The organism is Pseudarthrobacter sp. NIBRBAC000502770 (assembly GCF_006517815.1).
Lineage (GTDB): Bacteria > Actinomycetota > Actinomycetes > Actinomycetales > Micrococcaceae > Arthrobacter > Arthrobacter niigatensis.
The window spans coordinates 2,518,883-2,541,605 of record NZ_CP041198.1; the positions used below are offsets into that span (position 1 = coordinate 2,518,883).

The window sequence follows — 22,723 nt, forward strand, 5'->3', positions numbered from 1 at the left end:
AATAATCGGGCGTCCGGAGCTCCTCAGGCGTCGGAGAGATGCGCGATGGTGGCGGCCGCGCGGCGCTGGGCGGCGAGGGGGACGTCCTCGATGATTTCCGCGAGGAATCCGAAGCGGCGCAGCCACTGGCTCATCTGCCGTTCCGGGCGGGCGTTGGCGCGCTTCCACCAGTCGGCGATGTCCCCCCAGCCAGGGGCGGCCAGCGATCCGCCAACCTCCTGCACAGCCAGCGAGGCGCACAGGTTGGCGAAACGCAGCCTGTCCCCCAGCGGCCAGCCGGCCAGGGTACCCACGATGAACGCCGCGTCGAAGCAGTCGCCGGCTCCGGTGGGATCGTGCGCCTTGACCGGAAGCGACGGGACCCATTCCTCTTCCCCGGTTTCCGAGTCCACGGCCATGGCGCCCTGCGCTCCCAGGGTGACCACCGCCACCGGCACGCGGTCCGCCAGTGCGTAGAGGGCACTCCACGGATTGTCCTTGCCGGTGAATGCCATGGCCTCGCGCTGGTTGGGCAGGAAGGCGTAGAAGTACTGCAGGTTTTCCAGCCGCACCGGAGCCCACTCCCCACTGGGATCCCATCCGACGTCACCGAACAGGCGAACTCCTGCGCCGTGGGCGGCCCGGGCCCACGGTTCAATTTCCATGCCGACCTCCGCGATGCCGGCGAGCGCCTGGGGCGGGCTTCCGATCAGCTCGGAGTTGGTCACCGGCGCAGAGTGGCCATGGGTGACCATGGAGCGGTCCTGGTCCACGCAGAGGGAGATGGTGACCGGCGAGTGCCAGCCCGGGACGCGGCGGGAGAGGCTGAGGTCCACGTGTTCCTGGCTGGAGAGGATCTTCCAGTTGAAGTCACCGTAGCCGTCGTCCCCGAAAGCCGCCGCCAGCCCGGTCCGCAGTCCCAGCCGCGCCGCGGCGATGGCCTGGTTGGCCACCCCGCCGGGACAGCTGCCCATGCCGTCGCTCCAGATTTCCGTGCCGGGTTCGGGCCCGTGCGGCAGGCCGGTGAAGATGATGTCCTGGAAGACGGTCCCGGCCAGCAGCAGGTCGAATCCAGGTTCCGCCGGCGAGCGGACAGCGGCCAGCGGATCGAAGCGGCGGGCTGGCATGGCGTCCATGAGCGCAGGATACGCCGTGGGGCAGGGGCTCCGGTAGGGGCTTAGGAAGCGGCCTGGACAGGGTGTCGGAGGCTGGTCCTAGACTGCATCCATGCGGCTTCTGATTGCCGGCGGCGGGGGTTTCCGGGTGCCGTTGATATACCGGGCGTTGGTGTCTGGGCCCTTTTCCGGGCTGGTCACGGAGTTGGTGCTGCACGACGTCGATCCCGCCCGCCTTGACGCCGTCACCGCTGTGCTGCGCAGTATGCCCACAGGACAAGGTGCGCACCTTCCGGTGGATGCCACCACCGATCTTTCCGCGGCCCTCCCCGGTACCTCCATGGTGTTCGCCGCGATCCGGCCCGGTGGGACGGCGGGCCGCGTGGCAGATGAAAAGGTGGCACAGGACCTCGGGCTGTTGGGCCAGGAAACCACGGGGGCGGGCGGGATTTCCTACGCTTTGCGGACCATCCCGCACATGGTGGACCTTGCCCGGCTGATGCGCGAGCGCTGCCCGGACGCGTGGCTGGTCAACTTCACCAATCCGGCCGGGATGGTCACCGAGGCGCTGCGCCCCGTCATGGGGAACCGGGTCATTGGGATCTGCGACTCTGCGGGCGGCCTGGTGCAGCGGGCCGCGCGGGCTGCCGGTGTGCCCTTGCCGGCGGGACGGCTCGACGGCGTGGGGTACTACGGGCTGAACCACCTGGGCTGGTTGTACCGGCTGGAGTCCGGCGGAAGGGATATGCTCCCAGGCCTTCTGGCGGACACCGCGGCGCTGCAGTCCTTCGAGGAGGGCCGGTTGTTCCCGCAGCCGTTCCTTGCCGGGCTGGGCCTGCTCCCCAACGAGTACCTGTATTACTACTACCAGGGCGAGGCCGCCCGGCAGGCAATGCAGGCCATGGCGGGCACGCGCGGGCAGACGATCCACAGCCAGCAGCAGGAGCTGTATCCCCGGCTTGCCGCGGCCGGCCCGGACGCCTACCGGCTGTGGGAGGCAGCGCGCCGGTCCCGCGAAGAGGGATACCTGGCCGAAGCCCGGGGTGCCGGCGAGCCCCGGAGCGAGGAAGACCTCGCCGGCGGCGGCTATGAGCGTGTTGCCCTCGCCGCCATGCGCGCCCTCGCCGGCGGCGGAGGCACGCAACTGGTCCTCAACACTGTGAACGCCTTGCCGGCAGCCCCGGCACCCGGGCGCGCCGGTGCTACCCCGTCCCCGCCCCAACCTGCCATTCCCGGCCTGCCGGCGGACGCCGTCGTCGAGGTCCCCTGCACTGTCACCGAGGCCGGCGCCGTCCCGCTGCCCCAGCAAACCCCGGCGGAACCGCAGCTGGGCCTGCTCCGGCGGGTCAAGGAGGTGGAGCGGCTCGTTGTCGTGGCTGCGGGCGCCGGCAACCGGGAGGCGGCCGTCGAAGCCTTTGCCCGGCACCCGCTGGTGGATTCGGCGGACCTGGCCGTGAAGCTGATGGCCCGGTACGAGCGGGCGTTTCCGGATCTGGGGAAGATGTGGGAGGGCGGCGGGCGTTAGGGGAAGGAGTAATGTTTTATCGGATGTGCACTGAGCCGGCACCCCTGACACGCGCCGGCGGCCGGAAGGAGGTCCCGTGGCACTGATCCGCAGGGTCGCTTTGCTTTCCCTCCACACCTCCCCCATGGAACAGCCCGGCTCCGGTGATGCAGGCGGAATGAACGTCTATATCCGCGAGCTGGCCTCGGCGCTGGCCGAGGCAGGTGTGGAGGTGGAGATCTTCACGCGCGCCACCTCAGCCGACCAGCCCGCCGTCGAGCATCCCGACCCCGGGGTGTGCGTTCACAACGTCCTGGCCGGCCCGCCCCGGAAGATCCCCAAGGAGGAGCTGCCCGGGCTGCTCCACGCCATGGTCGCGGAAATTGAGCAGATCCGCCGCCGCCAGCCGCACGGCCGTTACGACGTCATCCACTCCCACTACTGGGTGTCCGGGATCGCCGGGCTGGAGCTGTCCGAGCTGTGGGGCGTGCCGCTGGTGCACACCATGCACACCATGGCCAAGGTCAAGAACCTGCTGCTGGAATCCGGTGAGCAGCCTGAGCCCCGGCGCCGCGAACTTGGCGAGCACCGCATCGTGGACGGCGCGGCCAGGCTCATCGCCAACACCAGCTCTGAGGCCGCCGAACTCGTCTCCCACTACGGCGCCACCTACGACCGAATCGACATCGCCCCGCCCGGCGTGGACCTCGCCACGTTCACTCCCGCCTTCCGGGCACGGTCCAGGGCCGGGCACGGCGTCAGCCCGGAGACGTTCCACTTGGTTTTCGCCGGCCGCATCCAGCGCCTGAAAGGCCCCCAGGTCCTGGTCAAGGCCGCGGCGCTGCTGCGCAAACGCCGCCCGGACATTGACCTGCGCGTCACCATCCTGGGCGCTTTGAGCGGCAACAAGGAGTTCAACCTCCGCTGCCTGGTGGCGGAGGCGGGAATGGACGACGTCGTCACGCAGCTTCCGCCGGTGAAGGCCCCCGAGCTGGCGTCCTGGTTCCGCGCGGCCGACGTTGTGGTGATGCCTTCCTTCAGCGAATCCTTCGGGCTCGTGGCACTCGAGGCCCAGGCCTGCGGCACGCCTGTGGTGGCCACCCGGGTGGGCGGCCTGTCCCGCGCCATCTTCCACGGCCGGACCGGGCTCCTGGTGGACGGCCACCACGCAGCCGACTGGGCCGATGCCCTGGAGGCCCTCTACGACGACCCCGCCACCCGTGAGGACCTGGGCCGGGCCGCTGCCATCCGGGCCCAGAACTCCGGCTGGCAGCGCACTGCCGCCATCACGCTGGAAAGCTACCATGCCGCCGTCGACAACTTCGTGGGCCGCCGCCTGGCCCCGGCGGTTCCCGCGTCCTGAAGCCCTTTTCCGTGGTGACGTCGGAACCGCGTGCCGTTGGGGCTGCGTGCTGTTAGCTTAGGGGCAGGTACCGGCGCCGGCCGGTGCAGGAAAGGACAAGGATGTCTGCTCTCCCTTCTGATCTTGAGATAGCCCGCGCTGCGCGGATCCGGCCCATCGAGGAGATCGCGGCGGCCGCAGGCATCAACCCTGGCGCACTGGAACAGTACGGCCGCTACAAGGGGAAGATCGACCCCACACGCCTCGATGCGCCCCCGCCGGCCGGGAAGGTGGTGCTGGTTTCGGCGATGTCTCCCACCCCGGCCGGCGAGGGAAAGTCCACCACCACCGTTGGCCTGGCAGACTCGCTGGCCCGTGCCGGCCACAAAGTCATGATCGCCCTGCGGGAACCGTCCCTGGGCCCCGTGCTGGGCATGAAGGGTGGCGCCACCGGCGGCGGCTACTCCCAGGTGCTGCCCATGGACGAGATCAACCTGCACTTCACGGGCGACTTCCACGCCATCACGTCCGCCAACAACGCCCTGATGGCCTTGGTGGACAACCACATCTACCAGGGCAATGCTTTGAACATCGATCCGCGCAGGATGACCTTCAAGCGGGTTCTGGACATGAACGACCGCGCCCTGCGGGAGATAGTGATCGGCCTGGGTGGCCCCTCCCAGGGCGTGCCCCGGCAGGACGGCTTCGACATCACCGTGGCATCAGAGATCATGGCCGTCTTTTGCCTGGCGACGGACATCACCGACCTTCGCGAGCGCCTGGGCCGGATCACCTTCGGGTACACCTATGACCGGACACCTGTCACCGTAGCCGATTTGGGGGTCCAGGGCGCCCTGACCCTGCTGCTGAAGGAAGCCATCAAACCGAACCTCGTGCAGACCATTGCCGGTACCCCGGCGCTGGTGCACGGCGGCCCGTTCGCCAACATCGCGCACGGCTGCAATTCGCTCATTGCCACGCAGACCGCCCGGCGCCTGGCGGATATCGTGGTGACCGAGGCCGGATTCGGCGCAGACCTCGGGGCAGAGAAGTTCATGGACATCAAGGCCCGGATCGGCGGCCTGGCACCCTCCGCCGTCGTGGTGGTGGCAACCGTCCGCGCCTTGAAGATGCAGGGCGGCGTAGCCAAGGCCCGGCTGACCCACCCGGACCTGGCGGCGCTGGAAGCAGGTGTGGTGAACCTCCAGCGACACATCCACAACGTGGAGAAGTTCGGTGTCACGCCCGTGGTTGCCATCAATCGGTTCTCGTCCGATTCCGCAGAGGAGCTCGACTGGCTGCTTGCCTGGTGCGCGGCCGAAGGTGTCCCGGCGGCCGTCGCAGACGTGTGGGGCCGGGGCGGTGGCGGGGACGGCGGTGACGAACTGGCTGCCCTGGTGGCCGGGGCAGTGGCCGGCCCCAACAGTTTCCGGCACCTCTATTCGCTGGGGCTGTCGGTTGAGGACAAGATCAGGACCATCGTCCAGGAAATCTATGGCGCCGACGGCGTGGACTTCTCCGTGCCCGCGTTGAAGCGGCTTGCCGACATCGAGCGGAACGGCTGGAGTTCGCTGCCCGTGTGCATGGCCAAGACCCAGTACTCGTTCACTGACGATGCCTCCCGGCTGGGCGCCCCCAAGGGGTTTACCATCCACGTCCGCGACCTGCTGCCCAAGACCGGCGCCGGGTTCATCGTGGCCCTCACCGGGGCCGTTATGACCATGCCGGGCCTCCCTGCCGTCCCGGCTGCGCTGCGCATGGACGTTGACGCGGACGGGAATCCAGTGGGCCTCACCTAACCCCACGCCCCATCACCTTCCGCCCCCAACTCACCAACGCCCCATCACCTCCCGCCCCAACTCACCAACGCCCCATCACCTCCCGCCCCAACTCACCAACGCCCCATCACCTCCCGCCCCAACTCACCAACGCCCCATCACCTCCCGCCCCAACTCACCAACGCCCCATCACCTCCCGCCCCAACTCACCAACGCCCCATCACCTCCCGCCCCAACTCACCAACGCCCCATCACCTCCCGCCCCAATTCACCAACGCCCGATCACCTCCCGCCCCAACGCACCAACGCCCTATCACCTCCCGCCCCCAATTCACCAACGCCCTATCACCTTGAAACCATCCAGGTCTGTTCCTGTGGATAACTCCTGCAGGGGTCTAGCCTCATACGCCAGAATGCCAGCATGCATAAGCGCGCTGATCTACCGTCGACCCTGGCAAGCTCTCCGTTCACATACGACTCGGCGGTGACTGCCGGTGTGTCAGCGAAGCGGCTGCGGAAGGATGACGTGGTCCACGTCAGCAGGCGGTTGTACCGCCCCTCGACTTGGAGCTTCGAGTTGGAAGGCGCGGCACGGGTCCTCTCCGAAGTTTCGCCAGGTGCGTGGGTTTCGCACGTCACAGCTGCGCGTTTGCACTGTCAACTGCTTCCCGCGTGGCTGTCGGATTCAACTGAACTGCATATGAGCAAACCGAAGCATTTGCCGCAGGTGCGCCGGAAAGGTGTGGTTGCCCATAAGGTCATTGCCAGTGCCGACGAAATCGAAACTGTCGACGGTATCCGCATCAGCACTCGTTCCCGAACCTGGCTCGACTTGGCCCGGCGGCTGTCGCTGGCTGAGCTGGTCTGCCTTGGAGACCAAATCATTCGCATCCCTCGAGCGGAGTTTGAAGCCAGGTCACAGCCCTTTGACACATTGGAGGGTCTCAGCGCTCTAGTCAGCCGGCACCCTAATCTTCAGGGGGTCGTGCGTGCCCGGGAAGCTTTGGAGCTGATGCGGGTCGGCGCTGATTCGGCACCGGAATCGATGCTGCGGCTGGCAATGCTTGACGCGAACCTGCCAGACCCTGACCTGCAGATCGCACTTCGACCGAATGACGCAGCTTCCCCTACTGCCGACCTGGGCTACCGTCACCGGCGCCTTGCAGTCCAGTACGACGGCGGTCACCATCTTCTTGAGGCTCAGCGATTGAGTGATCGACGGCGCGACAAAGCCTTCGAATCAGCTGGGTGGACGGTTCTGGTATTCACCAAGGACGATGCCACGGACGGTTTTCAACGAGCTGTGGCGGCAATCAAACGACACCTTCACACGGCGTGGATTGACCAATCCTACTCGGCCGGTTTTGCCGGAAGCGGGTGAAAACAAAACTCCACCGCCGCCTCCAAAATCGCAGCCGCTGTGTTTACGCTCCTCAGGGGACGGGAAGTGATGGGGCGTCCCGAAAAAGCCGGCAAAAGGTGATGGGGCGTTTCGGGAGAGTACGCAGGAAGTGATGGGGCGTCCCGAAAAAGCCGGCAAAAAGTGATGGGGCGTCCCGGAAAAGCCGGCCGGAAGTGGTGGGGCGTATTAACGCAGGACGCTCCCCCACCCGGTGAGGGTGAGGGAGCGTCCGGGCACCGGGAAAAGACGGTTTAGCGCTCCAGGTCGCCGCGGATGAAGGCCTCGACCTTCTCGCGGGCGAGGTCGTCGTTGAACTGCTCCGGCGGGGACTTCATGAAGTAGCTGGAGGCGGAGAGCAGCGGGCCGCCGATGCCGCGGTCCAGGCCGATCTTCGCGGCACGGATTGCATCGATGATCACGCCGGCGGAGTTGGGGGAATCCCAGACCTCCAACTTGTACTCCAGGGACACCGGGGCGTCGCCGAAGTTCCGGCCTTCAAGGCGCACGAAGGCCCACTTGCGGTCATCGAGCCACTGGACGTAGTCCGACGGGCCGATGTGCACGTCCTTGGCAGCCAGCTCGGCTTCAACGTTGGAGGTCACGGCCTGGGTCTTGGAGATCTTCTTGGATTCCAGCCGGTCACGCTCCAGCATGTTCTTGAAGTCCATGTTGCCGCCGACGTTCAGCTGGTAGGTCCGGTCCAGGGTGACGCCCCGGTCCTCGAACAGCTTGGCCATCACGCGGTGGGTGATGGTGGCACCGATCTGGCTCTTGATGTCGTCGCCCACGATCGGGACACCAGCGGCGGTGAACTTGTCAGCCCACTCCTTGGTGCCGGCAATGAACACGGGCAGGGCGTTGACGAAGGCCACGCCGGCGTCGATCGCAGCCTGGGCGTAGAACTCGGCGGCCCGCTGGGAACCGACCGGGAGGTAGCAGACCAGGACGTCAGCCTTGGCGTCCTTCAGGGCCCGGACCACGTCGACGGGCTCTTCGGTGGACTGCTCGATGGTCTCGAGGTAGTACTTGCCCAGCCCGTCCAGGGTGTGGCCGCGCTGGACCGTTACGCCCGTCGGAGGGACGTCGGCGATCTTGATGGTGTTGTTCTCGCTGGCCAGGATGGCATCGGAAAGGTCAACGCCGACCTTCTTGCCGTCCACATCGAACGCGGCGACAAACTCAACGTCACCCACGTGGTACTGGCCAAACTCAACGTGCATCAGGCCCGGGATGGTTTCGGCCGGGTCGGCGTCCTTGTAGTAGTGGACGCCCTGCACCAGCGAGGCGGCGCAGTTGCCCACGCCAACGATTGCAACACGGATGGGATGTGAAGACACGGAACTCCTTTGGGGACAAACGTCAGCCGGCCTGGTTGGCCTCCGAGTAATGGACGACGGCGGCCGGCTGGCTTGGCGCCGCGCGGCGCCATTTCATACTACCCAACACAGCGGGACCGGCCGTTGTTCCGCCGGTCCCGCTGTGTAATGAAAACATGTGTGCCTTAGGCGTCCTGTTTCCAGAGGTTGATATCGGATTCCACGGCAAACTCGTCAATCGCGTTCAGTTCATCGCCGGAGAAGTCGAGGTTGTTGATGGCGGACAGGGTGTCCTCCAGCTGCCGGACGCTTGAGGCGCCCACCAGGGCCGAGGTGACGGGTGAGCCCTTGGGCTGGTCCCGCAGGATCCAGGCGATGGCCATCTGGGCCAGGGACTGCCCGCGGCCCTCGGCGATCTTCCGCAGTCCGCGGACCCGGTCCAGTTTCTCCTCCGTGATCAGGCCCTGGTCCAGGGATTTCTGCTGCGCCGCCCGGGAGTCTTCCGGGATGCCGTGGAGGTAGCGGTCCGTGAGCATCCCCTGCGCCAGGGGCGAGAAGGCGATGGACCCGGCACCCACCTGGTCCAGCACCTCGTACAGGTTGGGCGAGCCGTCCTCTGTCCACCGGTTCAGCATGGAGTAGCTGGGCTGGTGGATAAGCAGCGGCGTCCCGAGTTCCTTGAGGATGCGGGCGGCCTCGAGGGTCTGTTCGGGGGTGTAGGAGGAAATTCCCGCGTACAAGGCCTTGCCGGAGCGGACAGCGTAGTCCAGGGCGCCCATGGTTTCCTCCATGGGCGTCTCGGGATCCGGCCGGTGGCTGTAGAAGATGTCCACGTAGTCCAGGCCCATCCGCTGCAGGGACTGGTCCAGGCTGGAGATCAGGTACTTGCGGGAACCCCATTCGCCGTAGGGGCCGGGCCACATGTAGTAGCCGGCCTTGGTGGAGATGACCAGTTCGTCGCGGTAGGGCTTGAAATCATCCCGCAGGTGGCGGCCGAAGTTGGTTTCGGCCGATCCGGCGGGCGGGCCGTAGTTGTTGGCGAGGTCGAAGTGGTTGACGCCTAGGTCGAACGCACGGCGGAGGATGTCCCGCTGTTCCTCGAAGCGCTTGTCGTCACCGAAGTTGTGCCACAGGCCCAGGGAGATAGCCGGGAGCTTGAGCCCGCTGCGGCCCACCCGGCGGTAGGGCATGGTTTCATAGCGGTTGTCCGCTGCTGCGTAGGTCATGCGTTCTGTCCCTCCTGTTGGGTTGCGATGATCGCGGCACTCCAGGGCGCCATGGCCAGTGCCCCGCCGTCCAACCCGGTTCCGTCGTCGGTAGCCAGCAGGACGCTGCCGGAACCGTCCAGCCGGACCTTGGCGTCGGAGAAGTTCACCAGCACCTCGACGGAACCGCGCCGGAACCGCAGCCAGCCGGCGTCGTCGTCGAACGAAACGTCGGTGCCGCCGAAGCCAAGCCCGGCCAGGTCCGGATGGGAGCGGCGCAGCGCCGTCAGGGACCGGTACAGCTCCAGGAGCCGCGCGTGGTCACCCGTGGAAGCCTCGGCCCAGTCCAGCTTGGAGCGGCGGAAGGTTTCCGGGTCCTGGGGATCGGGCACGACGGCGGGATCCCACCCCATGCGCTCAAACTCCCTGATGCGCCCTTCCGCGGTGGCCTTGCCGAGCTCAGGTTCGGGGTGCGAGGTGAAGAACTGCCACGGCGTGGAGGCCCCGTATTCCTCGCCCATGAACAGCATGGGCGAGAACGGCGAGGTCAGCGTGAGCACCGCGGCCACGGCCAGCTGCCCGTAGGACAAGGACTGGGAGAGCCTGTCCCCCGTGGCCCGGTTGCCGATCTGGTCGTGGTTCTGGTTGCAGACCACCAGCGCCGCCGGGTGCACCAGCGAGGCGTTGATGGGGCGTCCGTGGTGCCGGCCGCGGAAGCTGGAGTAGCTGCCGTCGTGCAGGAACCCGTCCTTGAGCACCTTGGCCAGCACGGCCAGGGAGTCGAAGTCGGAGTAATAGCCGGTGGTTTCGCCGCTGACGTTGACGTGCACCGCGTGGTGGAAGTCGTCGCTCCATTGGCCGGCCAGGCCGTACCCGTTGGCGTCCCGGGGGTAGATCAGGCGCGGGTTGTTGAGGTCCGATTCCGCGATGAGGGTCTTGGGCAGCCCGGTTTCAGCCGAAATGGCGTCGCCCAGGGCCCCTAGGTCCTCCAGGATGTGCACGGCCCGCTCGTCCCGCAGCGCGTGCACCGCGTCCAGGCGGAGGCCGTCCACGTGGTAGTCACGCAGCCACAGGGCGGCGTTGTCCAGGATGTATTCGCGCACCACGTCCGAGCCGGGGCCGTCCAGGTTTACGGAATCGCCCCAGGTGTTGGCGTCCCCCTGCTTGAGGTACGGGCCGAACTTGGGAAGGTAGTTGCCGCTGGGTCCCAGGTGGTTGTACACCACGTCCTGGATGACGCCGAGCCCTGCCGCGTGGGCGGCGTCGACGAACCGCTGGTAGGCGGCAGGTCCGCCGTAGCCCTCGTGCACGGCGTACCACTGGACACCGTCGTAGCCCCAGTTGTGGGTGCCGTTGAATCCGTTGACCGGCAGCAGTTCCACGAAGTCGATGCCCAGGTCCGCCAGGTAGCCCAGCTTGTCCACGGCGGCGTCCAGGGTTCCTTCGGGGGTGAAGGTGCCCACATGGAGTTCGTAGATCACGGAGCCCTGCAGGTCCTTGCCGCCCCAGCCGGAGTCCTGCCACGCGTAGGCGGCGGGATCGTAGGTGCGGGACAGTTTGTGCACGCCGGCGGGGAGCCGGCGCGACCGCGGATCCGGGATGGGGGTGCTGTCCCCGTCCAGCAGGTAGCCGTAGTCGACGTCGCCGCCGGCCGGGGCGTCGGGCGCAGTCCACCAGCCTTCAGAGCCGGGCGCGGTCTCCTTTTTTTGCATCGGGTACTGCCGGCCGTCGGCCAGCAGTACTACCGATGCAGCTTCCGGCGCCCACACGTCGAAGCGCTCGGGTCCTGCGTTGACCAGGGTCATGCCTTTTCTCCATCCACGGGTACCAGCAGGGCCACGGGGTAGGTACCCAGCACTTCGGACACCGAAACCTGCCCAGGACCGTGGCTGGTACCGGTGAGTTCGTCGCGCATGGCAGCGGAAAGCTCGACGGCGGTGTCCCGCCACCCACCGGCGGCTTCCAGGCCGGCGGGCAGCCGGGTAGCCAGGGTCACCGCGCCGGACGAGGCTGCCGAGGTGCCGCGGGAAAACACGAGCAGGTGCCCTGCGGCCGGCCCGGTGGCCTCGAGCGGGGTGTAGCCCTGGAACAGCTCCGGCCGGTCCCGGCGAAGGCGCAGGGCCCGGGAAGTGACCAGCAGCTTGCTCGCCTCCGTGCCCGCGTCCGGCAACTCACCGTCGTCGAGCTTTGCCAGCTCTGCCTGCCGTGCGGCGAAGTCCACGGGCCGGCGGTTGTCCGGGTCGGTCAGCGACCGCTCCCAGAACTCGCTGCCTTGGTAGACGTCCGGCACGCCCGGCATGGTGAGCTGGACCAGCTTCGCGGACACCGAATTCGCGGCCGAGAAGGCGTCGATGCGGGCCACGAAGTCCCCCACGACCTGGGCCACCTGGGCGTCGTCGAAGACTGCGTCGACGGTGGCTTTTACCGCAGCTTCGAAGTCCTCGTTGGGATCGGTCCAGGTGGTGGAGTTGCCGGCCTCCCTGGCTGCCTTTTCCGCATAGCCCTGCAGCCGCTCCCGGCTTGCAGGCCAGGCGCCGACGATCGCCTGCCACAGCAGGTTCTCGTACGGCCCGTCCGGAATCGGCGCCAGTCCGCGGAGCGCCCCCAGCGTTTCCGCCCACTCCTGCGGCAGTTCGGCGATGACCGAGATCCGGGCCCGGGCGTCCTCGCTGCGCTTGGTGTCGTGGGTGGACAGGGTGGTCATGGACAGCGGCAGTTCCTGTTGGCGCCGCTGCATGCGCTGGTGGAATTCCTCCGGTGCCACCGCGAACTCGGTGGGCTCGGCACCCACCTCGGTCAGGGTGCCCAGGCGGGTGTAGCGGTAGAACGCCGTGTCCTCCACGCCCTTGGCCATGACCATGCCGGAGGTCTGCTGGAAGCGGACGGCGATGGGGTTGGCGGGGTCCAGCAGCAGCGGCAGGAGGGTTCCCACCGCTACGTCCAGGTCCGGCCGGTGCGCCGCGGCGGACTCGCAGGCTTCCTTGAGGACGTCGGCTCCCACCGGCAGGTAGGACCGGTAGACCGGGAAGGACGCGATGATCTCCGCGATGGCGTCGGCTGCCTGGTCCACCGTGATCCCGTGGGACTCGGGGACCAGCCGGGCCAGGCGCAGCACCTCGGAGCGCAGGATGCCGTCGGCGATCATGCGCTTGGTGCCGCGGATCATCTCGGCGTAGTCGGCGGCCCCGGACGTTCCCCGCAGGGAGGCGTCCAGTGCGTCCAGGGCCTGCTGCCCTGCGGGGTCCACGAAGACCCGGTCCACGTCCGCCAGTGCGTCGTAACCGGTGGTCCCTTCGCAGGCGAAGTCCTGGGGCAGGACTTCGCCCGGTTCCAGGATCTTCTCCACCAGGACGTACGCGCCACCGCTGAGGTCCTTGAGCCAGCGGAGGTAGCCGGCGGGGTCGGCCAGCCCGTCCGGGTGGTCCACGCGGAGACCGTCCACCAGGCCTTCGGTGAACCAGCGGCCCACCTCGGCATGGGCCTTCTCGAAGACGGACGGCTCTTCCACCCGGATGCCGGCGAGGGTGGTGACCGCGAAGAAGCGCCGATAGTTCAGCTCGGCATCGGCACGGCGCCAGTCCATGAGCTGGTAGTGCTGGCGGCTGTGGACGTCCTGCGGGGAGTCACCCTCGCTGTACGTGCCCTCGGCCAGCGGGAACCGGTGGTCGTAGTAGCGGAGCTCGCCATCCTTGACCTCGAGCTTGTCCAGGTCGGCGTCCGAGCCGAGCATCGGCAGCCGGACCTTTCCGCCGCCCAGGTCCCAGTCGACGTCGAACGCTTCGGCGTACGGCGATTCGCGGCCTTCCTTGAGGAGGGACCACCACCACGGGTTCTGTACCGGGGTGGCAACGCCCACGTGGTTGGGCACGATGTCCACCAGGACGCCCATGCCGTGCTCGCGGGCAGCCCTGGAGAGGGCCAGCAGGCCTTCCGGGCCGCCGCGGTCCGGGTCCACCGCGGAGGGGTCCGTCACGTCGTAGCCGTGGTCCGAGCCCTTCTCCGCGGTGAGGATGGGCGAGAGGTACACCCAGTCCACGCCGAGGTCCTTCAGGTACGGGACCTTTTCGGCGGCGTCGAAGAGGGTGAAGCTGCTGCGGATCTGCAAACGGTAGGTGGAAACCGGGGTCCTCATGCCGTGGCGTCCTCGTCGGTGCCCGTTGCCCTTGCCTCGCTCGCCTCCGCAGCCTTGGTCTGGGCCTCCACCATTTCCTCCTGGGCTTCCTCGTGCTCGGCCATGGAGGCCAGGGACGCGGCTGCGGAAGTGTCCACTTCAGCTTCGGGGCCGGAGTAGGCGCGCAGGACCACCATGGACTTCGCATCCAGGGTCAGGGTGGCCCCGGCCTTGAGCGGCTCGTAGGCGTCGGCCTGGGCGGCGGTGTCGACCAGGACCTCCCAGTACTGCGAGTACTCGTCGGACGGGACGCAGAAGTCCACATCCTCGTCGTGGGCGTTGAAGGCCATGAGGAAGCTGTCATCAGTGATCCTGCGGCCGCGCGCGTCCTGTTCCTGGATGCCGTCACCGTTGTAGAACACGCCGATGGTCCGGCCGAAGCCGCTCCCCCAGTCCTCCGGCAGCATTTCGGTGCCATCGGTCTTGAGCCAGACAATGTCCGGCAGCTTCTCGCCTTCGCCACGGCGCACCGGGCGGCCGTCGAAGAAGCGGCTGCGGCGGAACGTGGGGTGGTCGTGGCGGAGCTTGTTCACGAAGGCCGTGAACTCCACCAGCGGCTGGTCCATGGCTTCCCAGTGCACCCAGCTGAGCTCGGAGTCCTGGCAGTACGTGTTGTTGTTGCCCTGCTGCGTGCGGCCCAGTTCGTCGCCGTGGAGCAGCATGGGCACGCCCTGGGAGAGCAGCAGCGTGGCGATGAAGTTCCGCTGCTGCCGGGCACGGAGGGTCAGCACCTTCTCGTCGTCGGTGTCCCCCTCCACGCCGCAGTTCCAGGAACGGTTGTGGGATTCGCCGTCGTTGTTGCCTTCGCCGTTGGCCTCGTTGTGCTTCTCGTTGTAGGAGACCAGGTCCCGCATGGTGAAGCCGTCGTGGGCGGTGACAAAGTTGATGGAGGCCACCGGGCGCCGGGCGGAGCTCTCGTACAGGTCGGCGGAGCCGGTCAGGCGGGAAGCGAACTCGCCCAGGGTGGAGGGCTCGCCTCGCCAGAAGTCACGGACGGTGTCGCGGTACTTGCCGTTCCATTCCGTCCACTGCGGCGGGAAGTTGCCCACCTGGTAGCCGCCGGGTCCAACGTCCCACGGCTCGGCGATCAGCTTCACCTGGGAAACTACCGGGTCCTGCTGGATGAGTTCGAAGAAGGTGGAGAGCTTGTCCACGTCGTAGAACTCGCGGGCCAGAGTGGAAGCGAGGTCGAAGCGGAAGCCGTCCACGTGCATCTCGGTAACCCAGTAGCGCAGGGAATCCATGAGCAGCTGCAGGGAGTGCGGGTGGCGCACGTTGAGCGAGTTGCCGGTGCCCGTGTAGTCCATGTAGTGCTTGAGGTCGTTGTCCACCAGCCTGTAGTAGGCCTGGTTGTCGATGCCCTTGAAGGACAGCGTGGGGCCCAGGTGGTTGCCTTCGGCCGTGTGGTTGTAGACGACGTCCAGGATCACTTCGATGCCGGCGCGGTGCAGGTCGCGGACCATGGCCTTGAATTCCTGGACCTGGTGCCCCACGTCGCCCGTGGAGCTGTAGGTGTTCTGCGGGGCGAAGAAACCGATGGTGTTGTAGCCCCAGTAGTTGTTGAGGCCCTTCTCTTCCAGGGTGCCGTCATTGACGAACTGGTGGACCGGCATGAGCTCGATGGCGGTGACGCCGAGCTTCTTCATGTGCTCGATCACGGCGGGGTGGGAAACGCCGGCGTAGGTGCCGCGCTGCTCCTCGGGGATCTCGGGGTGCAGTTCGGTGAGGCCCTTGACGTGGGCTTCGTAGATCACCGACTGGTGGTACGGGATCTTCAGCTGGCGGTCGCCGTCCCACTCGAAGAACGGGTTGATGACCACGCCGTGCATGGTGTGCGGCGCGGAATCGGCGTCGTTGCGGGAATCAGGATCGCCGAATTCGTACGAGAACAGCGCGGGGTCCCAATCGATTTGGCCCTGGATGGCCTTGGCGTAGGGGTCCATGAGCAGCTTGTTCGGGTTGAACCGGTCACCGCTGGCGGGGTTGTACTGACCGTGCACCCGGTAGCCGTACTTCTGGCCGGGCTGGATGTGGGGCAGGTAGCAGTGCCACACGTAGCCGTCCACTTCGGTCAGCTCGATCTTGGTTTCGGTCAAGTCATCGGCCAGGAGGCAGAGCTCGACCCGCTCCGCCCGTTCGCTGAACAGGGCGAAATTGGTGCCGGTGCCGTCAAAGGTAGCTCCCAGCGGGTAGGCAGTTCCAGGCCAGACTTCCATCGTGCTCCTCATTATTTGGTCAGCAGCAGACGGCATTGGAACGCCCCTGCTGCTGGTGCGAACTAATGCCTACCGTAGTGGTTGGCTGTGACTATTACGTTTCCAGGCTCCATATTTACTAAGCATGCTGACTTTACCCCAAATTTCGGGTAGGGCTTCCGCAACACGTCCCGCGGTGATCGGGCCCCCGGACACGGACGCCGACGCCGCCGTCCCGGCCTGGCCGTGCAGGGCAGCACCCAGCGCTGCGATGGCGGCCCACCGCGCGTCGGCGCCGATGCCCAACGCACTGAAACGCCCGTCGTCGTCCCCTGCCTGGGCGAGCAGCGCACCGATGACGCCGGCCAGCACATCCCCGCTGCCGGCCGTGGCGAGCCAGGGCGTGCCGTCCGCCTGGCTGAAAATGGCGCCCTGCGGTGCAGCTACAAGCGTTGTGGCGCCTTTGAGCAGGACGGTAGCCCCGGTGCGCTCTGCCGCGCTGCGCACGGCTGCCAGCGTTCCCGCCTCCACCGCTTCACGGTCCTCAGGGTGGCCCAGCCGCTGGAACAACGATGCGAGTTCCCCGGCGTGCGGGGTCAGCACCACGTGCGGGGGCAGGACGGCGGGGAGCGCCGGCAACGCCCCGGCGTCGGCTACCACGGGAAGGCCGGACGCGATCGCGTCCCGTGCCCGGGTCAGTTGATCGCGGTCCCCCGGCCCCAGGCCGGAGCCCACCAGCCAGGCCTGCACGCGGTTTCCAGCCACGGTCCCGGTGCTGCAGACAACCTCGGGGCACGACCGGCGGACCAGGTCTGCCACCGACGGCGGCCCCAGGTACCTGACCATGCCCACTCCCGCGGCAAGGGCGCCGCGGCAGGCGAGCACCGCCGCGCCGGGGTAGTCCTCGGAGCCCGCCACCACGCCCAGCACGCCGCGGGAGTATTTCTGGGCCCGCCGGGACGGGTGGGGCAGGAGGCGCGCCATGTCAGCGTCCTCGAGCCGGCGCAGGGAGGGCTCCGGCAGGTGCGTCTCGATCCCGATGGGCACCACCAACACCCTGCCCGCGTGGTCCGCGCCGGGATCGGCGAGCAGGCCGTTCTTCGCTCCGCCGAACGTGACCGTCAGGTCTGCCGGGAGGATGGGTGCGGCGGCCTCGCCGGTGTCCGCGTCAACGCCGCTGGGAAGGTCGCACGCCACCACAAAGCCGCGGCGGTGCGCGTCAGTTACAGCCTGGACGAGGGCTGCGGCGCTCCCCCGCAGGCCGCCCTTGGCGCCGGTTCCCAGCACGGCATCAATCACGACGTCGGCCCGGGCGGCTTCCTCTGCCAGATCCGGAAGTCCCGCGTCCGTGAGCCGATGCACCCTGCCGCCGGCGCGCTCAAGTGCGGCCAGGCCGGCCGAATGGGCCGCGTCCCCGGTCAGCACCGCCGTCGTACGCATTCCCCGGGCGGCCAGGAAGGCGCCGGCGAACAGCCCGTCGCCGCCGTTGTTGCCCTTGCCTGCCAGCACCACCACGCGGGCGCCGTTCAGGCGGCTGCCGCGTGAGTGAAGTTCATTGACGACGGCGTTGGCCAGGCCGTGCGCGGCGCGCTGCATGAGCACGTCCCCCAGTCCGTCGGCGAGGAGTGGCTCCTCGGCGGCCCGGACCTGCGTTCCGGTGTAGGCGCTGATCATGCGGCGGGGGCCTGGTCAGCCTTCGGCCAGGACCGTGGCCGTGGCGATGCCGCCGTCGTGGCTGATGGACAGGTGCCAGCGCTTGACGCCCTTGGCCTCGGCCACCGCAAGGACCGTTCCCTTGACCTGGACGGTGGGCCCGTTGCTGTCCAGGCCGATCCAGCAGTCCTGCCAGTTCATGCCGGCGGGCGCACCGAGGACCTTGGCCACCGCTTCCTTGGCGGCGAACCGGGCGGCCAGGGACCGGGTGTTCAGTTCCCGTTCCGCGGGAACGAACAGGCGGTCCCGCAGACCCGGCGTCCGCTCCAACTGCCGCCCGAACCGCTCGATGTCTACTACGTCTACCCCGATGCCAACGATCATGGGTGCCATTCTACGGTGGCGGCTGCAGCGGGAAGGCTGGTGCGCGCCGGTCATTCGGGCTGTCCGCCATCAGCGGAAACGCGTGACTTTTGGGGCGATCTTGCGGAGCGCACGCCGGGAACCGGGGGCTCCGGGGCCGGGGCGGCGTAAAAGTTACACAGATCCGCTCGGCCCCAGGTATCAACGTTCTTCCATTTGCTGGAGATAATGCCCTATGGACAACTCGAAAGGCTCCCAGGCGCCACGGAGGAGAAGACCTTGGCGAAGGGTTTTCAAAGGAGTCCTGATCGCACTCGCCGTCATCGCTGCTCCGTTTTTTGCGTTGCAGGCGTCGTACGTGTTGGGAACGGCCCGGATGGTGTCACTCGCCGACAGGCTCCATCCGTTGGCCGGGTGGGAACCGGATGGTGAAAACGTCAGCGGCGGGTTCTTCTGCGTCCCTGTCGCTGTGCCTTGCGACAGCATGTGGCGCCAGTATAGGACTCAGCAACCCCCTACTCCCTCCGCCATCCGCCAACTAACCGTGGCGGCGGGGCTGGACGGGAAAGTGGACGGGGACTGTGAAACGTCTCCCCTTCCTCCGAATGTCACCGGAATGTACACAGCATGCAGCGCAGCCGGAGTGTTGGACGGCTATGACGTTGAGGTTCGGGTGCTGAAGTTGGCGGAGAACGACCCGGAACGGATCATCCAGTTCCGGCTAGGCAGCATCAAAAACCGCTAGGCAAAACAGAGACCCCGGGTCGTTGTGGCCCGGGGTCTGCGTTCTATAGGGTTTATTCGACCGTGACGCTCTTGGCGAGGTTGCGGGGCTGGTCCACGTCGTAGCCCTTGGCTGCGGCGAGTTCCGCGGCGAAGATCTGCAGCGGGACGGTGGTCAGCAGGGGCATCAGCAGGGTGGGGGTCTCGGGGACGTAGAAGACGTACTCGGCGTAGGCCTTCACGGCCTCGTCGCCTTCCTCGGCGATGACCAGGGTCCGGGCGCCGCGGGCACGGACTTCCTGGATGTTGGAGACCACCTTGGAGTGCAGCGAGTCACGCCCGCGCGGGGACGGGACCACGACGAACACGGGCTGGCCTTCATCGATCAGGGCGATGGGGCCGTGCTTGAGCTCACCGGCGGCGAACCCTTCGGCGTGGATGTACGCGATCTCCTTGAGCTTCAGCGCGCCCTCGAGGGCCACGGGGTAGCCTACGTGCCGGCCCAGGAACAGCACTGACTTCTCCTGCGCCATAGACCGGGCCAGTTCACGCAGCGGGCCGGCGTTGTCCAGGATGGTCTGGATCTTGGCGGGGATCTTGTTCAGGTCCGCCAGTACGTCCTTGATCTGGCCGGAGAAGATGTTCCCGCGCAGCTGCGCCAGGTACAGGCCCAGCAGGTACGCGGCCGTGATCTGGGCCAGGAACGCCTTGGTGGACGCCACCGCGATCTCCGGGCCGGCGTGCGTGTACAGCACGGCGTCGGACTCACGCGGGATGGTGGAACCGTTGGTGTTGCAGATGGAGATGGTCTTGGCGCCCTGTTCGCGGGCGTACCGGACGGCCATCAGGGTGTCCATGGTCTCGCCGGACTGGCTGATCGAGACCACCAGGGTGTTCTGGTCCAGGATCGGATCCCGGTAGCGGAACTCGTGTGCCAGCTCCACTTCGGTGGGGATCCGGCACCAGTTCTCGATCGCGTACTTCGCCACCATGCCGGCATACGCGGCGGTGCCGCAGGCCAGGACGATGATCTTGTTGACCTGCTTCAGCAGCTCCGGGTCGATCCGCAGCTCATCCAGGGTCAGCTTGCCCTTGATGTCCGAACGTCCCAGCAGGGTCTGCGCCACGGCGTCGGGCTGGTCGTGGATTTCCTTCTCCATGAACGAGGAGAAGCCGCCCTTTTCCGCGGAGGCCGGGTCCCAGTCCACGTGGTATTCCTTGCCCTGGGCCGGGTTGCCGTAGAAGTCGGTGATCTCCACCGTGTCCGCGGTGATCGTGACGATCTGGTCCTGGCCCAGCTCCACCGCGCGGCGGGTGTAGTCGATGAACCCGGACACGTCCGAACCCAGGAAGTTCTCCCCCTCGCCCAGGCCCACCACCAGCGGTGAGTTGCGGCGGGCGGCCACGACGACGTCGGGCTGGTCCGCGTGCACAGCCAGCAGCGTGAAGGCGCCCTCCAGGCGCTGGCAGGCGAGCTCCATCGCCTTGGTCAGGCCGCCGTTGGCGGTGTCCCCGCCCAGCTTGTTCCGCAGGATGTCTGCCAGCAGCGCGGCAGCGACCTCGGTGTCCGTCTCGGACAGGAACGTCACGCCCTTCTCCAGCAGCTCCAGCTTGAGCTCGGCGAAGTTTTCGATGATGCCGTTGTGGATCACGGCGAGCTTGCCGCCATCAGCCAGGTGCGGGTGCGCGTTGCGGTCCGTCGGCCCACCGTGCGTGGCCCACCGTGTGTGGCCAATACCGGTCAGCGCCTCCGGCAACGGCCGGGCCTCCAGCTCGCCAATCAGGTTGCTCAGCTTCCCGGACTTCTTCCGCGACTCGATAGCACCCTGGGACACCACAGCCACACCGGCAGAGTCATAACCGCGGTACTCCAGGCGGCGGAGCCCCTCAAGGACAACATCCAACGCACTGTGACCATTAACTGCACCGTCCACGGAACGGCCTACGTAACCCACGATTCCACACATAGGGACAAGACTATCGGGCGCGTGGCACTTGTTCTAAACCGGAGGACCGCGATGCAGCGCCCCCGTGACAGGTGCCGCCGCGCTGAACAGGGGCGTCATTTCGCGATGGGCCGGGCGGGGGGCAGAATCTTTAGCGTGACTTCGCAACGCAATGAAGCGAACGGGGAGGGTGCCTCGCCGTTCGTGGAGCTGGACCGGCATACCTGGTCCCGGCTCGCAGCCCAGATGGAACAGCCCCTCAACGAAGAGGACGTGCTGCGCCTTCGCGGGCTCGGCGACCCCTTGGACATCAAGGAGGTCAGTGACGTCTACCTGCCGCTGTCACGGCTCCTGCACCTGTATGTGGAGGCTGCCGGGCAGCTGCACGCGGCCACCACCACCTTCCTTGGCGAGCAGACCCAGCGCACCCCCTTCGTGATCGGCGTGGCCGGCTCGGTCGCGGTGGGCAAGTCCACCATCGCCCGTGTGCTGCGGGAAATGCTGCGCCGCTGGCCGGGCACCCCCAACGTCGAGTTGATCACCACGGACGGTTTCCTCTACCCGCTGGCCGAGCTCAAGCGCCGGCAACTGCTGGACCGCAAGGGGTTCCCGGAATCCTATGACCGGCGGGCGCTGCTGCGCTTCGTGAGCGAGATCAAGGGCGGCGCCGAGGAAGTCCGGGCGCCCTGGTATTCGCACGTCACGTACGACATCGTGCCCGGCAAGGAAGTGGTGGTCCGCCGCCCGGACGTGCTGATCGTCGAGGGCCTGAACGTCCTGGCCCCGGCCCGCCCCCGGCATGACGGCCGGCAGGGCCTGGCCCTGAGCGACTTCTTTGACTTTTCCATCTACGTGGACGCGAAGACCTCCTATATCGAGGAGTGGTACGTGGACCGGTTCCGGAAGCTGCGGAGCACCGCGTTCGCGCAGCCGGAGTCCTATTTCCACCGCTACGCCACGCTCTCCGACGATGAGGCAGAGAACACCGCCAGGGACATTTGGAAGCGGATCAACGAGCCCAACCTGGAGGAGAACGTGCTGCCTACCCGCGGCCGGGCGCAGCTGGTGCTGACCAAAGACGCGGACCACTCCATCCGCCGCATGCTGCTCCGGAAGGTTTAGCACAGGTGTGCTACGAATGCGGGTCGCACAGCCGCCGCAGCTTTACGCGCTTCCTCGCTGCGGGGGCCGGGCTGACTGTCCTGTCCGCCTGCACGCCTGAGGCACCCAAGGCGGCGTCGTCGTCGTCCGCTGCTCCGTCCCCCTCCCCCTCCCCTGCGGCCGCCACCGCGTCAGCGGGCCCGACGGCGGACGCGGCCACAGTGGGCCAGCCGCCTGAGGCGCCGTCCCCCACACCGTCGCCATCGGCAGCTTTGGCACGGCAGTTTTCGCTCGATGATCCGGCGAGCCCCTGGGTCATCGTGAACAAGCACCGGCCCCTGAAGCCGGCCGACTATGTGCCTGCCGACCTGGTGCGTCCCACCGTCGCCATTTCCGCCGCAGGTGAGGCGGCGCTGCTGAACAGCACCACGGCAGCAGCGGCCGAGGCGATGTTCGCGGCGGCCGCGCAGGACGGTGTGGCGATGGTCCTGGCCAGCGGCTACCGTTCGTACAGCACGCAGGTGACCACCTACAACGGGTACGTCGCGGCGCGCGGACAGGCCGACGCCGACACCGCCAGCGCGCGGCCCGGCCACTCGGAGCACCAGACCGGGTGGGCGTTCGACATAGGGGACGGCGGGGGCGCCTGCAGCTTCCAGCCGTGCTTCGCGGAGCAGCCTGCGGCCACGTGGGCGAAGGCGAACGGGCACCGGTTTGGATTCGTGGTGCGCTACCCGTGGATGCTGCATCCCATCACGGGGTACTACTACGAGCCCTGGCACCTGCGGTATGTGGGGGTTGAGGCGGCAACGGACATGCTGAACCGCGGCATCGGTACGCTGGAGGAATACTTCGGGCTGGAAGCGGCACCGGGATACCCGTGAACGTTCCGCACGCCAATCCGGTTCCCAAGACGCGATAAGAATTTAC

15 protein-coding genes are annotated in these 22,723 nt (G+C 67.4%); 6 read left to right on the forward strand and 9 right to left on the reverse strand.

The window, feature by feature from the left end; translation table 11 throughout:
- Positions 1-23: 23 nt before the first annotated feature.
- The gene (locus NIBR502770_RS12075; RefSeq protein WP_141182090.1) at positions 24-1,115 is read right to left on the reverse strand and encodes a carbohydrate kinase family protein; all 1,092 of its coding nucleotides are present in this window, start codon (positions 1,113-1,115) and stop codon (positions 24-26) included.
- 91 nt (positions 1,116-1,206) lie between these two features.
- On the opposite strand from NIBR502770_RS12075, the gene NIBR502770_RS12080 reads away from it, so the two are divergent.
- The 4 genes from NIBR502770_RS12080 to NIBR502770_RS12095 all read left to right on the forward strand — a co-directional run bounded on the left by NIBR502770_RS12080 (position 1,207) and on the right by NIBR502770_RS12095 (position 7,099).
- Positions 1,207-2,619: a 6-phospho-beta-glucosidase gene (locus NIBR502770_RS12080; protein ID WP_141182091.1), complete on the forward strand. Its 1,413-nt coding sequence runs from the start codon at positions 1,207-1,209 to the stop codon at positions 2,617-2,619.
- A 76-nt stretch (positions 2,620-2,695) separates the two neighbouring features.
- A complete protein-coding gene (mshA, locus tag NIBR502770_RS12085) occupies positions 2,696-3,961 on the forward strand; it encodes a D-inositol-3-phosphate glycosyltransferase (protein ID WP_141159818.1) in 1,266 nt (421 codons plus the stop codon).
- A 101-nt stretch (positions 3,962-4,062) separates the two neighbouring features.
- Complete coding sequence (locus tag NIBR502770_RS12090) at positions 4,063-5,739, forward strand: formate--tetrahydrofolate ligase (protein WP_141182092.1); 1,677 nt, start codon at positions 4,063-4,065, stop codon at positions 5,737-5,739.
- 400 nt (positions 5,740-6,139) lie between these two features.
- Entirely contained in the window at positions 6,140-7,099 is a 960-nt protein-coding gene (locus NIBR502770_RS12095; protein ID WP_141182093.1) for a DUF559 domain-containing protein, read from the forward strand.
- Between the two features lie 272 nt (positions 7,100-7,371).
- Here NIBR502770_RS12095 and NIBR502770_RS12100 read toward each other — a convergent pair whose 3' ends face one another.
- The 8 genes from NIBR502770_RS12100 to glmS all read right to left on the reverse strand — a co-directional run bounded on the left by NIBR502770_RS12100 (position 7,372) and on the right by glmS (position 20,713).
- Entirely contained in the window at positions 7,372-8,457 is a 1,086-nt protein-coding gene (locus NIBR502770_RS12100; RefSeq protein WP_141182094.1) for an inositol-3-phosphate synthase, read from the reverse strand.
- 164 nt (positions 8,458-8,621) lie between these two features.
- A complete protein-coding gene (mgrA, locus tag NIBR502770_RS12105) occupies positions 8,622-9,662 on the reverse strand; it encodes an L-glyceraldehyde 3-phosphate reductase (protein WP_141182095.1) in 1,041 nt (346 codons plus the stop codon).
- Positions 9,659-11,446, reverse strand: a complete 1,788-nt coding sequence (gene treZ / locus NIBR502770_RS12110) for a malto-oligosyltrehalose trehalohydrolase (RefSeq protein WP_141182096.1) — start codon at positions 11,444-11,446, stop codon at positions 9,659-9,661. The genes mgrA and treZ overlap by 4 nt, the downstream gene beginning before the upstream one ends.
- Positions 11,443-13,773 (reverse strand): malto-oligosyltrehalose synthase, encoded by a 2,331-nt coding sequence (treY, locus tag NIBR502770_RS12115; protein ID WP_141182097.1) that lies wholly within the window; start codon positions 13,771-13,773, stop codon positions 11,443-11,445. The genes treZ and treY overlap by 4 nt, the downstream gene beginning before the upstream one ends.
- Positions 13,770-16,028 (reverse strand): glycogen debranching protein GlgX, encoded by a 2,259-nt coding sequence (gene glgX / locus NIBR502770_RS12120; RefSeq protein WP_141182098.1) that lies wholly within the window; start codon positions 16,026-16,028, stop codon positions 13,770-13,772. Before glgX ends, treY begins: the two co-directional genes overlap by 4 nt.
- A gap of 69 nt (positions 16,029-16,097) precedes the next feature.
- Positions 16,098-17,681 carry an NAD(P)H-hydrate dehydratase gene (locus NIBR502770_RS12125; protein WP_141182099.1) on the reverse strand — a complete coding sequence of 528 codons (1,584 nt, stop codon included), beginning with the start codon at positions 17,679-17,681 and terminating at the stop codon, positions 16,098-16,100.
- Positions 17,682-17,696: 15 nt separating this feature from the next.
- Entirely contained in the window at positions 17,697-18,044 is a 348-nt protein-coding gene (locus tag NIBR502770_RS12130) for a holo-ACP synthase (protein ID WP_141159808.1), read from the reverse strand.
- Positions 18,045-18,820: 776 nt separating this feature from the next.
- The gene (glmS, locus tag NIBR502770_RS12135) at positions 18,821-20,713 is read right to left on the reverse strand and encodes a glutamine--fructose-6-phosphate transaminase (isomerizing) (RefSeq protein ID WP_141182100.1); all 1,893 of its coding nucleotides are present in this window, start codon (positions 20,711-20,713) and stop codon (positions 18,821-18,823) included.
- Positions 20,714-20,818: 105 nt separating this feature from the next.
- Between glmS and coaA the strand changes: the two genes are divergently transcribed.
- Together coaA and NIBR502770_RS12145 are read left to right on the forward strand one after the other, a co-directional pair.
- Positions 20,819-21,814, forward strand: a complete 996-nt coding sequence (gene coaA / locus NIBR502770_RS12140; protein WP_210418859.1) for a type I pantothenate kinase — start codon at positions 20,819-20,821, stop codon at positions 21,812-21,814.
- 5 nt (positions 21,815-21,819) lie between these two features.
- Complete coding sequence (locus NIBR502770_RS12145; protein ID WP_141182102.1) at positions 21,820-22,677, forward strand: D-alanyl-D-alanine carboxypeptidase family protein; 858 nt, start codon at positions 21,820-21,822, stop codon at positions 22,675-22,677.
- Positions 22,678-22,723 lie beyond the last annotated feature (46 nt).